This is a genomic window from Candidatus Chlorohelix allophototropha (genome assembly GCF_030389965.1).
GTDB classification, from domain to species: Bacteria; Chloroflexota; Chloroflexia; order Chloroheliales; family Chloroheliaceae; genus Chlorohelix; species Chlorohelix allophototropha.
Genome location: NZ_CP128401.1, coordinates 347,512 through 366,094, shown reverse-complemented (window position 1 = coordinate 366,094; position 18,583 = coordinate 347,512). Strand labels below are relative to the sequence as shown.

The 18,583-nt window shown below is 50.3% G+C and carries 11 protein-coding genes and 2 pseudogenes; 2 read left to right on the top strand and 11 right to left on the bottom strand.

Annotated elements, in window-relative coordinates:
* Positions 1-61 precede the first annotated feature (61 nt).
* The 4 genes and pseudogenes from OZ401_RS24615 to OZ401_RS25980 form a co-directional block, all read right to left on the bottom strand.
* Positions 62-3,241, bottom strand: a complete 3,180-nt coding sequence (locus OZ401_RS24615) for a protein kinase domain-containing protein (RefSeq protein ID WP_341471982.1) — start codon at positions 3,239-3,241, stop codon at positions 62-64.
* A gap of 51 nt (positions 3,242-3,292) precedes the next feature.
* Positions 3,293-5,584: a WD40 repeat domain-containing serine/threonine protein kinase gene (locus OZ401_RS24610; RefSeq protein WP_341471981.1), complete on the bottom strand. Its 2,292-nt coding sequence runs from the start codon at positions 5,582-5,584 to the stop codon at positions 3,293-3,295.
* Positions 5,585-5,929: 345 nt separating this feature from the next.
* Positions 5,930-6,568, bottom strand: a complete 639-nt coding sequence (locus tag OZ401_RS24605) for an NHL repeat-containing protein (RefSeq protein ID WP_341471980.1) — start codon at positions 6,566-6,568, stop codon at positions 5,930-5,932.
* 84 nt (positions 6,569-6,652) lie between these two features.
* Positions 6,653-6,850, bottom strand: a pseudogene (locus OZ401_RS25980) (6-bladed beta-propeller); the annotation flags it as partial.
* 120 nt (positions 6,851-6,970) lie between these two features.
* On the opposite strand from OZ401_RS25980, the gene tnpC (OZ401_RS24600) reads away from it, so the two are divergent.
* Positions 6,971-8,419 carry an IS66 family transposase gene (gene tnpC, locus OZ401_RS24600; RefSeq protein WP_341471979.1) on the top strand — a complete coding sequence of 483 codons (1,449 nt, stop codon included), beginning with the start codon at positions 6,971-6,973 and terminating at the stop codon, positions 8,417-8,419.
* Between the two features lie 30 nt (positions 8,420-8,449).
* Here the strand turns inward: tnpC (OZ401_RS24600) and OZ401_RS24595 are convergent.
* The 3 genes and pseudogenes from OZ401_RS24595 to OZ401_RS24585 form a co-directional block, all read right to left on the bottom strand.
* A pseudogene (locus OZ401_RS24595) lies at positions 8,450-9,241 on the bottom strand (SBBP repeat-containing protein); the annotation flags it as partial.
* A 598-nt stretch (positions 9,242-9,839) separates the two neighbouring features.
* Positions 9,840-10,823: an FHA domain-containing protein gene (locus OZ401_RS24590; protein ID WP_341471978.1), complete on the bottom strand. Its 984-nt coding sequence runs from the start codon at positions 10,821-10,823 to the stop codon at positions 9,840-9,842.
* A 46-nt stretch (positions 10,824-10,869) separates the two neighbouring features.
* Positions 10,870-12,579 (bottom strand): SMP-30/gluconolactonase/LRE family protein, encoded by a 1,710-nt coding sequence (locus OZ401_RS24585; protein ID WP_341471977.1) that lies wholly within the window; start codon positions 12,577-12,579, stop codon positions 10,870-10,872.
* Between the two features lie 114 nt (positions 12,580-12,693).
* Between OZ401_RS24585 and OZ401_RS24580 the strand changes: the two genes are divergently transcribed.
* A protein-coding gene (locus OZ401_RS24580; RefSeq protein ID WP_425607647.1) for an IS3 family transposase occupies positions 12,694-13,849 on the top strand; the annotation gives its coding sequence in 2 pieces (ribosomal slippage) (positions 12,694-12,989 and positions 12,988-13,849; 1,158 coding nt in all).
* A 92-nt stretch (positions 13,850-13,941) separates the two neighbouring features.
* Here the strand turns inward: OZ401_RS24580 and OZ401_RS24575 are convergent.
* The 4 genes from OZ401_RS24575 to OZ401_RS24560 form a co-directional block, all read right to left on the bottom strand.
* A complete protein-coding gene (locus OZ401_RS24575; RefSeq protein ID WP_341471975.1) occupies positions 13,942-14,322 on the bottom strand; it encodes a hypothetical protein in 381 nt (126 codons plus the stop codon).
* 55 nt (positions 14,323-14,377) lie between these two features.
* Entirely contained in the window at positions 14,378-15,826 is a 1,449-nt protein-coding gene (gene tnpC, locus OZ401_RS24570) for an IS66 family transposase (protein WP_341471974.1), read from the bottom strand.
* A gap of 113 nt (positions 15,827-15,939) precedes the next feature.
* The gene (locus OZ401_RS24565; RefSeq protein WP_341471973.1) at positions 15,940-17,625 is read right to left on the bottom strand and encodes an FHA domain-containing protein; all 1,686 of its coding nucleotides are present in this window, start codon (positions 17,623-17,625) and stop codon (positions 15,940-15,942) included.
* Positions 17,626-17,641: 16 nt separating this feature from the next.
* Complete coding sequence (locus OZ401_RS24560) at positions 17,642-18,550, bottom strand: FHA domain-containing protein (protein WP_341471972.1); 909 nt, start codon at positions 18,548-18,550, stop codon at positions 17,642-17,644.
* Positions 18,551-18,583 lie beyond the last annotated feature (33 nt).

Here is an 18,583-nt window from a genome sequence, read left to right as displayed (position 1 = left end):
CCTTTCCCTACCCCTAGGTCTTTGGGTTAATTTAGAGAAAAGAGCGCCAGAGGCTAAGAGTTCAGAGGGGCGCGTTAGCGGAACAAACCACCAACCGAAACCCGACACGGCTGAAATCGCGGTAAGGGATATTGTAGCCGCGGGACGCACAGGACGCATCAGCTCGATTGCCGCTGAAATCCCCGCCCCGCATCCCTCTCGAATCATGGCTATCGTCCTGCGCTACCTCCTTCGGCTTCTCACCCTTGTTCAAGCACCACTCCCACACGTTCCCGCTCATGTCCTGCGCCCCGCATTTCGCCGCCCCCTGCGGGTACAGCCCCACCGCCATTGTTCGTTTCAAGCCCGCTTCATCCGTGTTAGCGTAGCCCTCTTGCCATGCCCCCCACGGGTATTTCCGAGCTTCTTGCCCACCTTGTGCCGCCCACTGCCATTCCCATTCCGTAGGCAACCGCACCTCCGCATTCTTCCCGATTATCATCGCACTGCCGCTCCCACTCGGATTCGGAAACTCCCTCCCCTGCATCCGCTTATTCAGCCACCGCCCATACACCACCGCTTGATACCAAGATATACTATCCCGCGGGTTGCTGGCGCCTTTCTGATTTTGCTCGTACAGCTTTTGCGGCTGGTACCCCTGCCACCACTCCCACTGCTGGTAGCCATCCCTTGCCTGCACAAATGCCTCATACTGGGCATACGTTACCTGATACTGCCCGATGTAGAAGGGTTGCACCTCAAAAGCTGTTCTCTTAAAAGCTGTTCCCTTAATGTCCAGCTTCCCTCCCGGCGTTACTGCCAACCACGCGATGTCCGGGATGCCATCCTTTCCCACGCCAACGCCTTTTCGGGTGTCCCCGATTGCGCTCAACCTGTCCCCGATTTCAGCACGGCGGGCGTGGGTGGTGCTAGGCATAGCGATTTCTTCAAGCAATAGCGTCACTTCGCTCGCCACTTTTACCGCCGCCTCTGCCTTGCCGTCCAATACTGCTAGCTCTTGCCGATACCCGCTCAATGCTCTCTCTAGTTCCTCTGCAAGCCCATTAACCCGCTGCTTTTGCCCCGGTTCTATAACCCGCTTTCCCAACTCCTTACACCGCGTGTTTAGCTGCCCCAGTGCGGTAAAGCCCTCTGTCACCCGCTCCCACTTCTGCCGGAATATTTTTTCCAACCCCGCTGCTTGACCCGCCGGCTTCTCCACCGCTGTCCGATATTCTTGCATCGCTGCCGTCACTGCCTGTTTTTGCGCCGCCGTTTCCTCTCCTAATCGCCACTCCTCTTCCGCCCACTGCTTTTGGGCTGCCGCTGCCTGCTCACTTCGCAGTTGCTGCTCCACCCGCTCTCTCGCTAACTTGGCTACCCGCTCATAACTGCTTCGGCAGCGGGAGATACCGCCTTCGAGGCTCGACAACATTTCATAAAGGACGCTCCTCACGACGATGCTCTCCCCTTGTTGCGCTAGACCCGCAAGTTCCCCTCGCCGCCTTTCGGCTTCTTTTAGCCCTTCGCTTAAGCCGGTTATTTCTCTTTCATATTCCTCTTTTAGCCCGGTTGCATTCCCCGTCGCGCTCTTGATTTGTCCCTCGAAACGCTCTAGAGTTTTCACCATTTCAGCAGTAACACTCTCCATACTTAGGCGAAGTTCCTCCGCTTTACCGATTTGTTCCTTCTCTCGTTTGTTTCGGGCGGTCACTTCTTCCGCCCTGTCCGCAACCTGTTTTATCCGCACCTGAATCTCTTCGTATCGCTTGCTTAATTCCTGATAGTCTCTTTGCATATCCCCAAAATCTTCTTCGCCACCGCTCTCCTCAACTATTGCCTCGAATACTACCAAGATACTACTCTCCACCGTCCGCTTGAAACTGCTTGACAAGCGCAACAATTGGGTATTTACCCCTTTATCTAGCTCGGCAAGGTATTCCTCTCCTTGCTCGATTTGCGTTGTCATTGTACCCAAGCGCTTCCGGTAATCCTCTTCCGCCGCTTTAAACCGCTCTTTCAATCCGCTTGCACGCTGTTTCCGCGTATCTAGCCGTATCCGGTTATTTACAAGGCTATTTATTCCCTCATAATCCGTCTTACATTCTATAAAGATTTCTTCCAGCTTGCTGACCTTACCCTGTATTTCTGACTGTCTCGGCAGAGCTTTGCATTTCCTCAGTATATTCTCTAGCTTCTCTAGCTTTTCCTCCACCAGCCTAGACTCTACCGCAAATACCTTGCTCAGTACGCTTTCGCCAACTGCATTCACCGCTTGCTCGTAATATTCCAACTGAGCTTGAAATCCCGCGGTGGCATTGCCGAATTCCTCTGCATACTTGCCATATTGTTCCGATTCATTCGGCGGGGTAATAATTTTAATTTCTTGGATAGGTGGCGGGGTAATAATTTCAGTATCTTCTAGGAGGGGTGGCTCATTCACCAACACCTGCTCAAATGCCGTCGCAAAGGCTTTCGCCGATTGGTAACGCGCGCTCGCCTCTTTCGCCATCGCCTTCTCGATTACCACTTGCAAACCACTCGGCAAGCCCATCCGGTACTTGCTCAAGGGTGGTACCGGGCTTTGTAGATGCTCCAACGCTAGCGCTACGATGCTTTTTGACGGTCTTCCCCCAAAGGGCAACCGTCCGGTCAGCAATTGGAAGGTCATTGCTCCTAGCGCATATATATCCACCGTGGCGCTCAAGTCTTTGGCACGCTTGAACTGCTCTGGCGCGCAATATTCCGGCGTTCGCAACCGCTCATTCGTATCTGTCAGCGGTTTACCTCCGTCATGGGCTATCCCGAAGTCGCTCAACAGCAAGCTGCCCGCCGCATCGAAAAGTATATTGCTCGGCTTCAAGTCGCGGTGGATTATCCCTTGCGCGTGGGCAAAGTCTAGGGCGTTGGCAATTTGCTTCAAATAGTTCCCCACCACTTCGGGGGACATGCCACTGCCGATCTTATCCGACAGGTCACCACCGGGGGCGTATTGCATCAGGAAGTAGCTTATACCGCGATGCTCTCCGATATCCTCTACCGTGATTATATGCGGGTTCTCCCGTAATTTATCTAGTATAACCGCCTCTTGCTTAAAGCGTTCCTGCATATCTTCACGTAGGTGCAACAAAAATTTGATTGCAACCGCTTTGTTGGATAAAGTTGGATGGCGCGCCAACCAGACCTCGCCCCAACCCCCTTCCCCGATCTTCTCTTTCAGCACGTAGCTGCCGACTATTTCGCCCTCACTGAACTTTGCCAATGCTTTTCCTCGCTACTAACGCGGTTGCCTGTTCCGGTTTATCCAGATTGCTCAACTTCCCACCCCCCACAGCTTGATGGTTTTATCCCAACTCCCGCTGGCGAGGCTCTTGCCGTCCGGGCTGAACGCTATCGATTTGACAAGTTGAGAATGTCCGCTGAGGGTGCGCAGTTCTTTCCCCATGGCGCTGTCCCACAGCTTGATGCTGTTATCCCCACTCCCGCTGGCGAGGGTTTTGCCGTCAGGGCTAAAGGCTAACGAATAGACCGCTTTAGAATGTCCGCTGAGGATGCGCAGTTCCTTCCCCGTGGCGCTGTCCCACAGCTTGATGCTGTTATCCCCACTCCCGCTGGCGAGGGTTTTGCCGTCAGGGCTAAATGCTACTGAATAGACAGAGTTAGAATGTCCGTTGAGAGTGCGCAGTTCCTTGCCCGTCGCGGTGTCCCACAGCTTGATGCTGTTATCCCCACTCCCGCTGGCGAGGGTTTTGCCGTCAGGGCTGTACGCTACCGATTCGACAGCGTAAGAATGACCGCTGAGGGTGCGTAGTTCCTTGCCCGTGGCAATGTCCCACAGCTTGATGCTGTTAGCCCCACTCCCGCTGGCGAGGGTTTTGCCGTCAGGGCTGTACGCTACCGACCTGACATAGTCATGATCGCTGAGGGTGCGCAGTTCCTTGCCGGTAACCGCATCCCACAGCTTGATGCTGTAATCATTACTCCCGCTACTGGCGAGGGTTTTGCCGTCCGGGCTGTATGCTACCGATTCGACAGCGCTAGTGTGACCACTGAGAGTGCGCAGTTCCTTGCCGGTAACCGCATCCCACAGCTTGATGCTGTTATCCAAACTCCCGCTGGCGAGGGTTTTGCCGTCAGGGCTGTACGCTACCGATTCGACCCAGTGAGAATGTCCGCTGAGGGTGTTGAGGAGTTTGAAAGAGGCGCTTGGAGGGAGTGGGGTTGCTGTAGCTACTGTCGTGGCGGGCGCAGTAGTAGCCGCTTTGGTAGGGGCGGTGGTTGCAATCGCTACTGTGGTAGCCGCAGCAATTGGCGTAGCGGTGGCTGCCGCGGTGGTATCCGCTTTGGTAGGGGCGGTGGTTGTAGTCACTACTGTGGTAGCCTCAGTTGTTGGGGTAGGGGTAGCGCTTCCGCCGCTTGCATTCAGGGTCAGCAGCGCCACTATCACCGCAACCACCAACAAGCCGATTCCCGCTAGCCATCCCAGTTTTATTCTCCGGCGTGGGGGGCGGGTTTTTTCTGCTTGGGGCGGTTGATAGGGGCGCGGCTTTTCCGCCTCTATGCGGGGGTTTACAGGTGGGTAAACTGGGGGCGATGGGTTTGGGTACTCATATTGCGGCGGTTTTACCGGGTTAGGGGGTGGGTATCCTCTCCGAGCATCCGCAGAATAAGCCTCGGTGGGTGGCACTACGGGGGCAGGCTTTTCCGGTACAAGCGCCCGCTCGAATGCCGCCGCAAAGGCTCTTGCCGTTTGGTAGCGGGTGCTCGCCTCTTTCGCCATCGCCTTCTCGATTACCGCTTGTAAGCCGGAAGGCAAGCCCATCCGGTACTTGCTCAGAAGTGGTACCGATTTCTGCAGATGGGCATTAGCCAACTGGACATAATTTGCGCCCAAAAATGGCAAGCTGCCTGTAAGTAATTGAAAGGCTACCACTCCCAAGCTGTATATATCGACGGTATTGCCCACCCGCTTGGCATCCTCAAATTGTTCCGGCGCCATATGCGTGGCAGTTCCTAAGCCCCTGCCGGTTCTAGTTGAAGTGCTTCCCTCCGCATGCGCAATCCCGAAGTCGGCTATTTTTATTACGTTTTGGCTATCCCGTAGCAGATTGCCCGGTTTCAAGTCCCGGTGAATATAGCCATGTTTATGGGCAAAATCCAGACCGTCGGCGATTTGTGCCAAATATCCGGCTATTTCCGCAGGGGCTATTTTCCCCACCAGTTTTGAGAGATCGCCTTTTACGGCATACTCCATCACCAGAAAAGGAATTATTTGCTTTTTCCATTCGCCGATAACTTTTTCAGTGGCTTTGTCTATTTCCTGAATAGTTCCAATGATTTCGCCGCAATCGGTAGCTTTGATAATATGAGGGTTGCTATCTAGCTGCGCCAGAATTTTAATTTCCCGTTCAAAGCGGTTCTTTACGCTAAGATCGGGAATAGATAGGAACTTGACGGCATATTTCTTGCCTTCCATATTCCTGTTTTGGTGGCGTGCCAGCCACACTTCACCAAATCCGCCGCTGCCAAGCCGTTCTTCAAGGATATACTTATCTACTTGATAGCCCGCTTCGAGTTCTATTACAGCATAGACGGTTTCATTCATATGTCTCTGCTCATCCTAGCTGGCACCAACATTGCTGTGTCCTAAACCTGTATCGATTATTCACTGCGTCGGAAGCCAAGAAACGAGAAAAGCGACCCTGACTGTACCGGCAGGGTCACCACGTGGCAGGGTCTTGCGACCCGACAAGCAATAAGTTTGCACTTACTGATCCGGTAGATTGGGTACATCTCCGGCTACATCAGGGCTACAGCCACCAGTCCTGATTGCTCTTTCTCCAGACCGCAAAGGTCTGCGATTAGTTATTAGTATAAGCCATCCACACTCTTTGCGTTAAATTTGTCGCTAAAAATATTTTCTGCGAAAAGCCAATAAGGGCATTTCCCGCTAACGCTGCCGGAACTTTTGGATGCGAGCGTTAAAAGTATCAGCGACGAAGATATTGCCCTGTCCATCCACAGCTATTCCGCTGGGATTGTTAAACTGCCCATCTACACTACCCTGGCTACCCCACTTGAGTAAGAGCTTGCCGTTCCCGTCAAACTTCTGGATATACATCTCCCTGCCACCGACGGAAAAAACATTGCCTTGACTATCCACTGCAATGTCATGGTTATAAGAATCCCACTTGAGTAGGAAATGGCCTTGCTTGTCAAACTTCTGAATACTAGCAGTATTATCTGCTACAAAAATATTATCTTGTCTATCGACTGCTATTCCATCCGGAAAGTAAAACTGCCCATCTCCAGTACCTTGGCTGCCCCACTTAAGAAGGAACCTGCCATTTCCGTCAAATTTCTGGATGCGATCGTTATTAGATTGACTCGGATTGGTGCTAGAATCAGAGACAAAGACATTACCCTGTCCGTCCACTGCTACTCCTTTGGGATCATCAAATTGTCCATCTCCGCTACCATAATTACCCCACTTGAGTAGGAATCTTCCGTTCCCGTCAAACTTCTGAATGCGGTTGTTACCTGAATCGGTTACGAAGACATTGCCCTGACCATCCACTGCTACTCTCATTTGCCACCGATAGATAAATTGTCCATCTCCGCTACCATAATTACCCCACTTGAGTAGGAATCTTCCGTTCCCATCAAACTTCTGGATGCAATTGTTATACCCATCAGCTACATATATATTGCCCTGTTTATCAGTTGCTATCCCCCCTAGTTTCTTAAACTGCCCATTACTATTTCCCTGAATACCCCATTTGGTCAGGAATCTGCCATTTCCATCAAATTTCTGGATACGATTGTTGTCTCTATCAGCGATAAAAACATTATCCTGTCCGTCTACTGCTATTCCAAATGAAAAGCTAAACTGCCCATCTCCAGTACCTTGGCTGCCCCATCTGAGTAAGAAATGACCATTATTGGTAACAATTCAGCCAGGGTCAGTTGACGAGGCTGGTAGACTAATAAAATGACATTAGAAGAGCAATTAGCCCAACTTCAAAACGATTACGCCCAACTTGAAGCTAAAGCCGCTTCACAGGCAGCTTTGATTGCCCAACTGATAGAACGTATTCAAACCCTTGAAGCCCGGCTCTCTCAAGATAGCCATAATTCTTCCAAACCGCCTTCTTCCGACGGGTTTAAGCGCTCGCCCAAAAAACGCAGCTTGCGCAAATCCAGCGGTAAGAAACCGGGTGGTCAACCTGGTCACGAGGGTCAGGCTCTTAAACAAAGCGAAAACCCGGATGCAGTGATTGCGCATCTGCCCACCACCTGTGAAAAGTGCCAGACTGACTTAACCAAAGAAGCAGCGCTACCTCACTTCGAGCCTCGTCAGGTTTTTGAGCTGCCTACTCAACTCAAACTGCACGTCACCGAACACCGCACTTACAGCAAAAAGTGTCCTACTTGTCAGACTGTTACCAAAGCCAAATTCCCGCAGTCCGTCAAGAATTGGGTGCAATACGGACCTGGGTTTCGGGCTCTGGCAGTTTACCTGATCACTTATCAACTGCTGCCTTATGCCCGGGTGTGCGAGCTACTTAATGAAATCTACAGCGAAAGTCTTTCACCCGGCAGTTTGGTCAATATGATAGCGGAGTGCTACGAGCAATTGGCTGAGCCAGAAAAAACCATCAAGACAGCGCTTACCCAGGTCAAAGTGTTACATTGCGATGAAACCGGGTTGTACGTAGAAGGCAAGCGCCACTGGTTGCACGTAGCCAGCACACCACATTTAACCCACTATGCTCACCATTTACGGCGAGGTAGTAAAGCCACAGACGAGATTGGGATTTTACCGGCTTTCCAGGGCGCAGCGATCCACGATGGTTGGTCTAACTATCTGCGCTATGCCTGTACCCACGGTCTGTGTAACGCCCATCATCTCAGGGAACTTGCTTTTGTCTACGAACAACTCAAGCAGGCGTGGGCGGCTGAGTTCACCACCCTTCTTGTGGACTTGAAAGAAGAAGTGGAAGTCGCCAGGGCTAGGTCTGAAACCAGTTTAAGCAGTGCACGGTTAGCGCATTTCGAAGAGCGCTACCAGCAATTGATCGCACAGGGTCTGGCAGCTAATCCTCCTCCCCAGGGTGGTTGGCCTTGTGGAAAACGGGGCAAGCCCCGGCAGAGCAAGCCTAAGAACTTACTGGATCGGCTGGATAAACAGCGTCATCAAGTGCTGCTGTTTGCCTACCGTTTTGACGTGCCTTTTGATAACAATTTAGCCGAGCGTGATATTCGGATGGTTAAAGTGCAACAAAAAGTTTCAGGTTGTTTTCGCAGCCAGGAAGGTGCCAGCTTCTTTTGTCGGATAAGAGGCTACCTTTCCACCATGAAAAAGCAAGGTGAAAACTTGTTGGTTGCGCTCCTTGACACTTTTTGTGGGCATCCTCCCCTTCCCAAGCTTTTGGTCTGAACTGTTACCATTATTGTTAAATTTCTGGATACGATTGTTACTGCTACTAGCCACATATACATTACCTTGTCCATCTACAGCTATTCCTTCAGGACCTGCAAATTGTCCATCACCATTGCCATAACTGCCCCACTTAAGAAGGAACCTGCCATTCCCGTCAAACTTCTGGATGCGGTGATTAAGAATATCAGAAACAAAAACACTGCCCTGTCCATCTACAGCTATTCCCCAAAGAGAGTCAAACTCCCCGTCTCCAGTACCTTGGCTGCCCCACTTGAGTAGGAATCTCCCGTTCCCATCAAACTTCTGGATGCGACCATTACCAGAGTCGACAACAAAGACACTGCCCTGCCCGTCCACCGCTACTCCGATGGGCAAGGAAAGCTGCCCATCCCCGCTGCCATCGCTACCCCAATTGAGCAAGAAGCGGCCATTTTGATCAAACTTCTGGATGCGAGAGTTACCATAATTAGCCACGTAGACATTGCCTTGCTCGTCCACTGCTATTCCTCTGGGGTTGTTAAAGTACCCATCACCGTTTCCAAAGCTGCCCCACTGGGCGAGGAATCTGCCGCTGTTATCAAACTTCCGGATGCGGTTGTTATCAGTATCGGCAACAAAGACATTGCTTTGCCCATCTACTGCCACCCCGTAAGGGTTTTTAAGCCCGTTATAATCCACTCCCCCGATTTTCCACACGAACTCAACGTTGCCGGTTTTTGGGATCTTTATCTGCTTTCCCAGTAAGCCTAACAACACATCATAGGGGGTGTTGGCATTTTCAGGATGTGACTCAAACCTAGCCCGCTCAAACCACTGCATTACAAACACGTTGCCGGTTTCAGGGTCAACCTCTTTATGCTCCTCAGAAATAGGGTAGCCAAAGCGTTCCAGACCTCCGTTCTGCTGCCAATAATCTAGGAAGCGGAAGCGCAGGTTATGTCCGGTTTCGGGGAAATACCACTGCACATCTTTGGAGTAGGCAGTGTTATTGAGAACATCCGCCTTCTGGAAATCGGGGTCAACCGCTAGCGCTTCTCGGCGCAGGTCTTTGCCAAGAAGTCCAGCCAGTACCTCGTACTTTGTGCCCGCATTCTCAGGGTGCAACTCCAATCTGTGCCTCTCAAACCATTGGGTGAGAAATTGCTTGCCGGTTTCAGGGTCAGTTTCCATCTGCGCCTCGGTGATGGGGTAGCCGTAAGTAGGCAAGCCGCCATTGCTCCGCCAATAGTCCAGAAACTTCCCGCTTACCGTATGCCCCGTCTCCGGGAAGTATTGACTGTCCTCGGCAAATAGCGGAGGCAAGGCTGTGCTAAACAACGAGCTAACCATCAATACCACAAAAACTATGCTGCTTATCCCTAAGCGCTTTCGGCTGACCATCCCCTTATCCTCCCTGAACTTTACCCCGCATTAACTGCTAGACATTCCCACTGCTGTACAAAATTAGCTTCACACCCTTGCTGGAAAGTTGAATAGCGGTTCCGTTGCTTACAAGCTCCAGTTCGTTCTTTTTTAGCTTGCGCCCTTTCACTGTTGTGCCGTGTTTGCTGCCCACATCCCGCAGGTAGTAGTCCCCGTTCCGGAATTCAAGCTGGCAATGCTCGCGAGAGACTTGGCTATCATCTACCACGATATGATTGTTTCTATCGCGTCCTATTCTGGTAATCCGGTCGGTCAAATGATACTCTTCGGTTACACCGTTCCCATAATCCAGCGACACCCAACCGTCCAAAGCTTCCTGTTCGGGTATCAGTTCTTCCTCACCACCGCTACTGGTAGGGGTAGGCAAACCGGCTGAGAAGAGCTTTTCAGGGTTGGAGATATATTCCAAGTTGAGCATTTTTACGATACGTTCCTTTTGGAGGGGTGTTAGGGAGATGCCGGCATCCCACTTGAGCTTTTGGAATGCGGCAAAGAATTGCTCCTGCCCCTCGGCAATCCAGCAGAAATCGTCGTCACGGGCAATCTGGTTTTTGGGATGGGGCTTGGGGATGACCACAAAGGGGAAGGCTTTGAGCCGTTCTGGTCGCAGTTTAGAATCCTGACCGAAGATAGTGGAGATATTCTGGCGCAAGTGCCCGACGAGGGTGTCGGCAATCTTGTGGGCTTGCCCAACGGGGTTGGCGCTGTAGCCGGTGGAAGAGGAGATTGCCAACGGCTTTTTGTTATTGAGATTGATCCAGCGCGAATTAGCCGAACCCTTGACGGGGTATTTGATACTTTTAACCTCAAGGACGGCTATTTTGTTATCGGCTAGGATGGCGAAATCGCAGTTTTTGGTATCGACTGCGAACTCGACCAGCACCCAGCAATCATCAGGGAGGCGGTCGTTGAGCCAGCCGAGAACGGTGGGATCTATTTTAGCCGGGTCGGCGCTCATACTGCGGTAGAACTTTGCCATTGTTTATTCCTTTTCTGGTATGTATGCTGCTTGGTTAGCTGTAAGCTCAACGCTGCCGGAATTTCTGGATGCGATTGTTACCAATATCTGTTACATATATATTTCCCAATTTATCGACTGCGATACCTTCAGTGTAGCTGAATTCACTATCCCCATTTCCTTGCTGTTTACTACCCCACTTTAATAAAAACCGACCATTCGAATCAAATTTTTGTATTCGAGCGTTATATATATCTGTTATATAAACATTAACCTGACTATCTAATCCAATACCCAGAGGACGATTAAACTGACCATCCTTTTCACCTTGGCTTCCCCATTTTAGTATTAGTTTTCCATTACTATCAAATTTTTGAATGCGATGGTTATCTCTATCTGTTACATATATATATCCTTGTTTATCTACTACTATTCCTCCGGGATAATTGAATTGACCATCCCCGCTATTTTTGACACCCCATCTCAGAATAAATTTACCATTACTATCAAACTTTTGTACACAATTATTATCGCCATCGGCGACGTAGATATTACCCATATAATCTGCTGCAATTGTTAAAGCTGCACTGAACAGGCTGTTTCCTTGTCCCTGGCCACCCCACTTAAGTAGGAAATTACCATATACATCAAATTTTTGAATGCGGAAATTGCCACCATCTGCTATGTAAATATTGCTATTTGAGTCTATTGCTATTCCAGAAGGTCCTATAAACTGCCCATCTCCGCTACCCTGACTACCCCACTTGAGTAGGAACCTACCATTTCCATCAAGCTTCTGGATTCGAGAATTACCAGTATCAGCGACGAAGATATTGCCCTGCCCATCCACCGCTACTCCTGTGGGATAGCTAAACTGTCCATCCCCGCTACCATAGTTACCACCCCATTTGGTTAGGAAGCTGCCGCTGCCGTCAAATTTCTGGATGCGGTTGTTACCATATTCAGCGACGAAGATATTGCCCTGCCCGTCCACCGCTATTCCACCGGGAGAGTTAAACTGCCCATCTCCGCTACCACTGCTACCCCACTTGAGTAGGAACTTGCCGTTTCCGTCAAACTTCTGGATGCGGCTGTTGTTAGAATCAGCGATGAAGACATTGCCCTGTTCGCCCACCGCTATTCCATAGGGATAGCTAAACTGCCCATCTCCGCTGCCCAAACTGCCCCATTTCGTGAGGAACTTGCCGCTCCCGTCAAACTTCTGAATACGATGGTTTAATGTATCGGCTACAAAGACATTGCCTTGACTATCCCCTGCGATTCCGTTGGGAGAGCTAAACTGCCCATCGCTATTGCCTTGATTACCCCATTCGAGGAGAAATTCCCCATTACTATCAAACTTCTGGATACGATTGTTACCAGAGTCGACGACATAGACATTGCCATCTTTATCTACCGCTACTCCATTGCCATAGTTACCCCACCTAGCCAGAAACTTCCCACTCGCATCAAACTTCTGGATACGATTGTTACCAGAGTCGACGACATAGACATTATCGCTTTTATCTATCGCTACTCCACTAGGGTTCTTAAGCCCGTTATAATCCCCACCAAGCTTCCACACGAACTCAACACTACCAGCCTTTGGGGTTTTAATCTGCTTCCCCAATAGCCCTAGCAGCACATCATAAGGACGCTGGTTTTCTAGATGAGACTCAAACCTAGCGCGTTCAAACCACTGCATCACATATACATTGCCTGTTTCAGGGTCAACTTCTTTATGCTCCTCGCTGATGGGGTAACCAAAGCGCTCCAACCCCCCATTCTGCTGCCAGTATTCCAGAAACCTGAAGCGCAGGTTATGCCCGGTATAATGAACCAGAAGAACTGAACAACTAAAAAGGGTTTGGTAAGGTGTATACTTAAAAACATGACAACACCTAGAAAAAAGTATTCACCCACATTTAAGTCTCAAAGAGTGCAAGAAGTGCTGGAAGGTAATAAAACCCTTACCCAGATAGCTTCTGAATATGGTATTCATCCGAATATGCTCACTAAATGGAAACAACTGGCTCTAAAAGGTCTGCCACAATCCTTTGATGAGCGTACTCAGAAGCAAATCGCGCTGCTGACCGCACAGTACGAACAAGAAAAAGAACAACTTTACGCCGAAATAGGTCGCCTGACTACACAGCTCAGGTGGTTAGAAAAAAAAAGTGAAGCAGGCTTTGCCCAGGTCGGTCAGATTAAGCCTAATCGAAACCCAAAAAGCTGAACTCTCACTCTCAAAACAAAGTGAGTTGCTAGGAATTAGCCGTTCCAGTTTGTACTACCGCTCAGTAGCACCAACCGAACGAGAAATTGAGCTCAAACACCGAATTGATGAGATTTACACCGTTTACCCTTTTTATGGATATCGGCGAATTCATCAACAATTACTGCGGGAAGGCAAGCACCTCAACCGCAAAACGGTGCAAAACTATATGCGGGAGATGGGGCTAGAAGCAATCTATCCTGGTCCTAATCTTTCGAAACGAGATCAAAAGCAGCGGGTATATCCCTATCTCTTAAGGAACCTGGCTATAACCAGACCCGCTCAGGTATTCGGTACCGACATCACATATATCAAGCTCAAACACGGTTGGCTTTATCTGGTGGCTGTCATCGACTGGTACAGCAGATATGTGGTAAGTTGGGAATTATCTGATACTCTGGAAATCGATTTTGTGCTTAGAACTACCGAGCGAGCGTTGGCGAAGATAAAACCGGAGATCTTTAACAGTGACCAAGGTAGTCATTTTACCAGTCCTAAATACACTGCTTTGATATTGGGCGCAGGTGTAAAGTTAAGTATGGATGGACGTGGGCGAGCACTAGATAATGTTTTCACCGAAAGGCTCTGGCGTTCCTTAAAATATGAGTGTGTTTATTTAGCACAATTTGAGAACCCCAAAGAAGCAAAGCTAGGGATTGGTGAGTATTTCGATTTCTACAATAATACTCGACCTCATCAGGCTTTGAAATATCAGACACCGGCTCAGGTTTATTTCAATACCGTGACACCAGTAATTATGTTAAAGAGCTAAAAAGAGTTACTAGCTATTTAACATTATTAGTTCTATAGAAAGGACTGTATCACTCCTTAACCAAGCTTTTATTTTTGTCTTGACAAACTGGGTCATTTCACGGTTTCAGGGAAATAACACTGCACATCTTTAGAATACGCAGTGTTATTGAGGACATCCGCCTTCTGGAAATCGGGGTCAACCGCCAAGGCTTCTCGGCGCAAGTCCTTGCCCAGAAGTCCAGCCAACACCTCGTACTTTGTACCAGCATTCTCAGGGTGAAGCTCAAGTCTGTGCCGCTCAAACCACTGGGTGAGGAATTGCTTACCCGTTTCAGGGTCGGTTTCCATTTGAGCGTCGGTGATGGGGTAGCCGTAGGTGGGCAGACCACCGTTGTTGCGCCAGTAGTCCAGAAACTTCCCGCTCACCGTATGTCCCGTCTCCGGGAAATATTGGCTTGCTTCCGCTGCTTGCGTGCTTATTACCGGAGTCAAAAATAAGCTCAAAGCCAGTAGCGTTACTGCAAAACCGCTAAATCTTAGTAACAGTTCAGACCAAAAGCTTGGGAAGGGGAGGATGCCCACAAAAAGTGTCAAGGAGTGCTACCAACAAATTTTCACCTTGCTTTTTCATGGTGGAAAGGTAGCCTCTTATCCGACAAAAGAAGCTGGCACCCTCCTGACTGCGAAAACAACCTGAAACTTTTTGTTGCACTTTAACCATCCGAATATCACGCTCGGCTAAATTGTTATCAAAAGGCACATCAAAACGGTAGGCAAACAGCAGCACTTGATGACGCTGTTTATCCAGCCGATCCAGTAAGTTCTTAGGCTTGCTCTGCCGGGGCTTGCCCCGTTTTCCACAAGGCCAGCCACCCTGGGGAGGAGGATTAGCTGCCAGACCCTGTGCGATCAATTGCTGGTAGCGCTCTTCGAAATGCGCTAACCGTGCACTGCTTAAACTGGTTTCAGACCTAGCCCTGGCGACTTCCACTTCTTCTTTCAAGTCCACAAGAAGGGTGGTGAACTCAGCCGCCCACGCCTGCTTGAGTTGTTCGTAGACAAAAGCAAGTTCCCTGAGATGATGGGCGTTACACAGACCGTGGGTACAGGCATAGCGCAGATAGTTAGACCAACCGTCGTGGATCGCTGCGCCCTGGAAAGCCGGTAAAATCCCAATCTCGTCTGTGGCTTTACTACCTCGCCGTAAATGGTGAGCATAGTGGGTTAAATGTGGTGTGCTGGCTACGTGCAACCAGTGGCGCTTGCCTTCTACGTACAACCCGGTTTCATCGCAATGTAACACTTTGACCTGGGTAAGCGCTGTCTTGATGGTTTTTTCTGGCTCAGCCAATTGCTCGTAGCACTCCGCTATCATATTGACCAAACTGCCGGGTGAAAGACTTTCGCTGTAGATTTCATTAAGTAGCTCGCACACCCGGGCATAAGGCAGCAGTTGATAAGTGATCAGGTAAACTGCCAGAGCCCGAAACCCAGGTCCGTATTGCACCCAATTCTTGACGGACTGCGGGAATTTGGCTTTGGTAACAGTCTGACAAGTAGGACACTTTTTGCTGTAAGTGCGGTGTTCGGTGACGTGCAGTTTGAGTTGAGTAGGCAGCTCAAAAACCTGACGAGGCTCGAAGTGAGGTAGCGCTGCTTCTTTGGTTAAGTCAGTCTGGCACTTTTCACAGGTGGTGGGCAGATGCGCAATCACTGCATCTGGGTTTTCGCTTTGTTTAAGAGCCTGACCCTCGTGACCAGGTTGACCACCCGGTTTCTTACCGCTGGATTTGCGCAAGCTGCGTTTTTTGGGCGAGCGCTTAAACTCGTCGGAAGAAGGCGGTTTGGAAGAATTATGGCTATCTTGAGAGAGCCGGGCTTCAAGGGTTTGAATTCGCTCTATCAGTTGGGTAACCAAGGCATCCCGTGAAGTCAGTTGTTCTCGCAATTGGGCATTTTCTATTCTAAGTTGTTCTAGTTCTTGCGCAGGTGTCATTATTTTAGTCTACCAGCCTCGTCAACTGACCCTGGCTGATTTGTTACAAATCTTACAAACTTCATCCCGTTCATCCTTAGCTCTCCCTGTTTATCTTATCTACCCAACCTGTCTTATTTGCGGTGGATTATCAGCGTTACGCCACCCTCCCGGCAGAAGGGGCGGTTTAGCCCACTGCCGCGCGGACCGAAGCCGAGCAAATCGCCTTCCCTTAGCCCCTTGCTCTCTCCGTCATCCATTCTTTCTCCGCCGATGTACACCCCGTTAGTGTTGGGAGCGCCCTCCACGCTACTGCTCACCACGCAGACTTCCCCCTGCTCCAGCTTGAAATGAGCGTGCTGTTTGGAAACTCCCTTTATCGCTTCAGGATTGGGCGCGCTCAGTTCCCAGCGTCGGGCGGCGTTGTCTGATGCCCAGAAGTACAGCTTGTCACTGCCGTAATTATCCAAGCCGCATTCAATAATCTTCTTCGAGTCGAGCGTAAGTCTGAGCCTGCCCGGGTTCAGTCCGTCCTTCACCTCCAACTCGAATGCCACTACCGGTTCAGGCTTGGGCAGTTCTTGCGGTGGCTCAGACTTGTTGGACGGTTCTACCGGTGGTACAGGGATTGGCGGAAACACAGGTGGGACTGTAACCGTTTCAGTCCGGTTACGGGTGGAAAGGTACAGGATTAACGCTGCCATAATCGCAACTCCGGAGGGTAGCGCCACCAACCCTACCTGCGCTTCCGCCGACACTCGGTCTAGCATGAAAGTGATATAAGCCAGCGCCAGCGCTGAGACCGCGATAAAATCCCCCAGCCTGAAACGCCACTGTCGCTTGCTGACCTTGCGCGGACGCGGGGAGTTGAAATGCGCCACAACCGCCAATTTGTTCTTCCGCTTTCTGACCAGCAGATAAAGCGTAATAACCGTAAGTAGCAGCGTTAAGGGTAAGCCGACTGCCAGAAAGAACCCCGGCACAGTCGTGGCTTTATCCTTGAGGCTGTTAAAGACTGCCAGCGATAGCCCGGTGGTCGCAATCAGTGGGCTGATTGAGCCAAGCTCGAAGCGATCTAGCCAGTGGCTAGTAGGAGATTGAGGTGGTAGTGGCGCAGGGGGTTTAGGCGCTTCCTTGACGGGCGGCTTTAGAGCTTCCCGCATTTGGCGGTGATTGTCTTTTTCATGCGCCAATAGCAGTTTGTCGGTCTCATTTTCCACCAGCAGCGTTATGCCAGCCTCTTGGTAGAATGATAACCCAGCCTTATTCAAATCAGCGCCCCTTTGCCTAATCAGTTCCTCAAACAGGCGCATAATTCCCTGCCTAGTGCTTTCATCCTGCCGCGCCATATCCGGGTCGAATTGCTGAAGCTGCAACGCCAACTCTTTGAATAGAGAAATAAACAGGCTATTGAACAGTTGCCTTACCGTCAGGTCTTCTAGTGAGGTCTCCTTCCCAAAAGCCCCGCGCTCATATTGGTCTCTTACATAGTTGTAGAAGCGGATGGCATCATTGACCTTTAGGGTATATTCGAAGCCGAAACGCAACAGACACTTTGCGCTATCCTGTTGGTATAAGGCGTTTACCAAGCTGATAGTTTTGAGAAAAGCGCTGACCTTAATGTAGCCGTTGCCATCACGGGTTTGCTCCCGCGAACGGTTCTGGGCTTCGGACAGTTCCTCCACTGCCCGCCCGTTTTGCAGCTTCAGCACCTTGCCATCGTCATCGCTAGGATCAATCCGCTTGTTGTCTTTGGGAATAATCCGCAAGAAGAGTCTAGTATCGTTGTAGTCCGTAAGAGTAGGTAAATTGTGTTCCATCTTTCTGAACGGCTCCTTATTCGGTAAAAAGCTCTGCTTGCTCGGTCTTTTCCAGCACTAGATAGGTATGCCCAACTTTTATCTCGAAACCGTGCGCTACCGCTCCCGGATTGATAAAATGGGGAGTGCCTTCGGCGATTTTCATCCAGCCCCCTTCCGGGTTGGAAATAAACGTCCCATTTCTGCTCACCTTGTTACTGTTATACTGCCCATCGTGCAGTTCAAACTGCCCATTGCGTTTGATTAACCAAGCGTGGTACTGGCTTACCTTGGGTTCGTTAATGATCAGGCGGCGGTGTTTATTTACTGTAACCGCTTCTCGCCCGATTTCCACCACCTCCCCTTCCTCCAGCGAGAACTCCAGCTTATCGAGGGGGATAGCATAACGGCTCTGGACGATGCGCAACCGATAAGCCGGTAACAGAGACTGGGATGGGGCCTGAGAATGCGATTGGAACTGGATTGATGGTTCTTCTTCCTCTCCCATATAAGGGGTATGCGGAGCCGCATCCTCTACTCTCACCAGCTTTAGTTGGATATTGTAACCGCACTCCAGCACTGCTTCTGGTCTAAGGGAATGCCATTTACTGGCAGCCAGCGTTTTACCGCCTTTGAGCGCCAAGTAGGTCGCCGGTTCGTGATAGACCTGAACCACCGAACCGCTCACCTTCATATATAGATGTACCTCTGCCAATTCCTTCAGAGGGATAGTGATACCACCGTAGATGTAGGAGGGCTTGCGTCCGATTTCAAGAGCGCGATCGTCAGCTTTCGTTACAGGCAAGGGGAAGACCTGCCCTTGCAAGCTGGCAGGGCTGAGCGCTACCAGTTGGAAACCGGAGAGGCTCATTTCTCCGGTAGGGATAGCTTGCTCTGGTTCATCGGGATAAGAGGGCGTGCCTTGGTTGAAGTCTGGCTGTTTCATAGGAAGATTCTCCTGCGATTGGCGCTTAGCTAA